This is a genomic window from uncultured Campylobacter sp. (genome assembly GCF_938045535.1).
Classification (GTDB): domain Bacteria; phylum Campylobacterota; class Campylobacteria; order Campylobacterales; family Campylobacteraceae; genus Campylobacter_B.
On the sequence record NZ_CALIMQ010000241.1, the window covers coordinates 1 to 3,343 of the forward strand.

A 3,343-nucleotide genomic window follows, 5' to 3' on the forward strand; every position below is an offset into this window, starting at 1 on the left:
ATCTAAAGCATATTCAAAATAAGTTAATGCGCTAAGCAAACAAGAATTCCATATTTTGCCTACCTCACAAGCTCTTGTTAATGGTTTTAATGCAATTGAAGATCTATTTGTCTTAAGTAAAATTTCGCCGTATAAACCACACGCTAAGGAATTTTCAATCCCCTCTTTTTCAAAGCAGTGCTTATCCGTGATACTTAATAAATTCTGACAAGTACTATATTTGCCGTCGCCCATATTGCACTTTTTAATAAGTTGCGAGATCTCTTGTGAGAAAATTTTATCGCATCCTCCATAGGAGTGCGAAGCATCACAATCATTTAATGCCTTACCGCGCTCTTCGGCGGACATTTTATAAAACCCGTCGCTTAAAATTTTAATTCCCGCGGAATTTTGTCCTTGTGCCTCACTCGGCTCCGTATCTTGCATCGCAAAAGCAGCCCCGCTAAAACAGAGCCACAGCACAAACACCAAAAATACTTGCTTCATTTTCTCTCCTTCGTTCATTGTATTATTCGCTTATGATACATAAAAAGCAATAAATTTTATTTATTTTACGCAGGATTTGGGCTGTGAGGTCGTAAAATTTTTAGGATATTTTAAATTTGGCTCGCGGAATTTTAAGTAGGATAAATTCTAAATTCCAAGATGCGAGCAGAATCCTTAGTTAAATTTCGGCGCGATACAAGGTAAATTTGAGTAGGCTAAAATTCTTGCACGTTGGAATTTAAACGAAAAACTGGGCGTCGCGATCGGGCAAACGCAAAAATGCGAAAAATGCGAAGCTAAAATTTATCGCATGTCGAAATTTAAACCGCCTTTTTGGTTAAATTTAAGCTAAAAACGCTATAATCCCGTTTCTTTTATTTCGTGCGCTCGTAGCTCAGCTGGATAGAGCATTTGATTGCGGTTCAAAAGGTCGGGGATTCGAATTCCTCCGGGCGCACCATCCACAAATATCTTTTTAAACCGAGCTTCGCTATAATCCGTGAAATTTTAATCTTGGAGCAAAAATGAGAGCATTCGCCGAATGGGAAGAGCAAGAGGCGCTTTTGGCGTCTTTGCCGCACGCAGGTACCGATTGGGCGCCGTATTTAGGCGAGATACGAGCGGCTTATCGCGATTTTATCGCCGCTGCAGCGAGGTTTGAGCCGGTCGTCGCGATCGCGCCGAGCCGCGAGGATTTTGAGCAAATTTGCGGCGACTTAGCAAACGCGAGCTTCGCACAAATCGATACCGACGATACGTGGATCCGCGATTACGGCGCGATCGACGTAGAGGAGGGCGGAAAAATCACGGGGCTAAATTTTCGTTTCAACGCCTGGGGCGGCAAGTTCGCAAGCGCCAAGGACGACGCGTTAAATTCCAAACTTTACGCCGCGAGCGAGCGCCCGCTGCGAGACGTGGATCTGATTTTAGAAGGCGGCAGCGTCGATTTTGACGGCGCAGGCACGATGCTAACTACGAGCGCGTGTTTGCTAAACGAAAATCGCAACTTCCTAAGCAAGGCTGAACTGGACGCGCGGCTGCGTGAAATTTTCGGGCTAAAAAACATAATCTGGCTAGAGCGCGGCTTCATAAAAGGCGACGATACCGACAGCCACGTCGATACTCTCGCACGCTTTCTAAGCTCGCGCGTCGTGGCGATAAGCTCGTGCGACGATCCGAGCGATCTGCACTACGCGGAACTTGGCGCGATGAAGGATGAAATTTCATCGCTCGGATACGACGTAATCGAACTGCCGATCCCGCGCGCGATCTTTTATCGGGGGCGCAGGCTGCCCGCGACTTACGCAAATTTCGTCTTTTTAAACGGCGCGCTCATCGTGCCTACCTACGCAGACCCCGCAGATCCGCACGATCCAAACCGCGCGGCGGACGAGCTGGCGCTGTCGCGTCTGCGAGCAGCGTGCACGGATCGCGAAGTAGTGGGAGTGAACGCGCGCATTTTCATCCGTCAAAACGGCTCGCTGCACTGCTCGTGCATGAATAAATTCAGGCTTTAAATTCAGATCGAAGGAAAAATATGAAAATTTTAAAAGTTGGGCTGATCTCGCATAAATTTGAAGGAACTAAAGCGCGCACGATAGCACGCAGCATCGAGCTCATTGCGCGTGCGGCGGCGAAGGGCGCGCAGTTAATCGTTTTGCAAGAGCTTCATCAGACGCATTATTTTTGCCAGCGCGAAAATACTGAAAATTTCGACTATGCGCAGGATTTCGAGCGCGATTTGCGGCTGTGGAGCGAAGTGGCGAAGAGATTTGGCGTCGTGCTGGTAAGCTCGCTTTTTGAGCGCCGCGCCGCGGGGCTGTATCACAACACCGCCGTGGTCTTCGAGCGCGATGGCTCTATCGCGGGGCGGTATCGCAAGATGCACATACCCGACGATCCGCAGTTTTACGAAAAATTTTATTTCACGCCGGGCGATCTGGGATTTGAGCCCATAGACACCAGCGTGGGGCGGCTAGGCGTGCTCGTGTGCTGGGATCAGTGGTATCCCGAAGCGGCGCGCGCGATGGCGCTACGCGGTGCCGAGCTACTCATATATCCGACCGCGATCGGGTGGTTCGACGGCGACGGCGAGGACGAAAAAGCACGCCAGCTGGAGGCCTGGGTCGCGGTACAGCGCGGGCATGCGGTGGCAAACTCCCTGCCCGTAATCGCCGTAAATCGCGTGGGCTTTGAGAGCGCCGCGCTTAGCGAGGTTTCGCCGGATGAAATTTTATCCGGGGGAAATGAAATTTCAGCAGCAAGCGACGGCAGAGCAGCTAGCGATAAAATTTTACGCTCCGCGGATACGGACGGTGAGAGTAAAATTTTAAGCGAGGGTGGAATTTTATCTTTTAATAACGGTGCGCTAACGGATAGCGGCAAAATGGCGATCGGAGGCGAAATTTTGCCCGCGAAAAATGAGGCGGCGCGAGAGAATTTAAAGATTTCGATAGAGATCAAATTTAACGGCGAAACTTTAGAGGTGCTGCCGAATAAACAGCGCGTAGATCAGCTTGCCAGCGAAGAGGGGATTAGGTTTTGGGGCAATAGCTTTGTTTTTGGCGCGCAGGGCGAACAGCTGTTTCACGCAAATAGCACTGATGAGCTATGCGAAGTCGTAACTATCGATATGCAAAGATGCGAAAATGTGCGCCGCTGGTGGCCGTTTTTGCGCGATAGACGCGTGGGAGAGTATGGAATTCTTACGAAGAGATACGGGCTGTAGCATCCTGTATCTCGAATAGACATATGGTTTATCGGACGCGCACAGAATGAAAGCAAATAATTTTTATGGTATCAATGTGTAGAGGGGCCGCCGAAATACATCAATAGACCAAATGGATTTAAAATTTTG

General features: G+C 49.1%; 3 protein-coding genes and 1 tRNA gene. 3 read left to right on the forward strand and 1 reads right to left on the reverse strand.

The window, feature by feature from the left end:
* Positions 1-486 (reverse strand): hypothetical protein (locus Q0095_RS07360; RefSeq protein ID WP_297882763.1); only part of this gene is annotated, 486 nt, incomplete at its 3' end.
* Positions 487-869: 383 nt separating this feature from the next.
* Here Q0095_RS07360 and Q0095_RS07365 point away from each other — a divergent pair.
* The 3 genes from Q0095_RS07365 (at position 870) to Q0095_RS07375 (ending at position 3,214) form a co-directional block, all read left to right on the forward strand.
* Positions 870-946 (forward strand) — tRNA-Arg (locus Q0095_RS07365).
* 64 nt (positions 947-1,010) lie between these two features.
* On the forward strand, positions 1,011-2,003 hold the full coding sequence (locus Q0095_RS07370) for an agmatine deiminase family protein (RefSeq protein ID WP_297882765.1): 993 nt from the start codon (positions 1,011-1,013) through the stop codon (positions 2,001-2,003).
* A 20-nt stretch (positions 2,004-2,023) separates the two neighbouring features.
* Complete coding sequence (locus Q0095_RS07375; protein ID WP_297882767.1) at positions 2,024-3,214, forward strand: carbon-nitrogen hydrolase; 1,191 nt, start codon at positions 2,024-2,026, stop codon at positions 3,212-3,214.
* Positions 3,215-3,343: the final 129 nt, after the last annotated feature.

Coding starts and splice junctions, on each gene's coding strand:
- Q0095_RS07370 (WP_297882765.1), top strand. CDS start 1,011: ATGAGAGCATTCGCCGAATGGGAAGAGCAAGAGGCGCTTTTGGCGTCT.
- Q0095_RS07375 (WP_297882767.1), top strand. CDS start 2,024: ATGAAAATTTTAAAAGTTGGGCTGATCTCGCATAAATTTGAAGGAACT.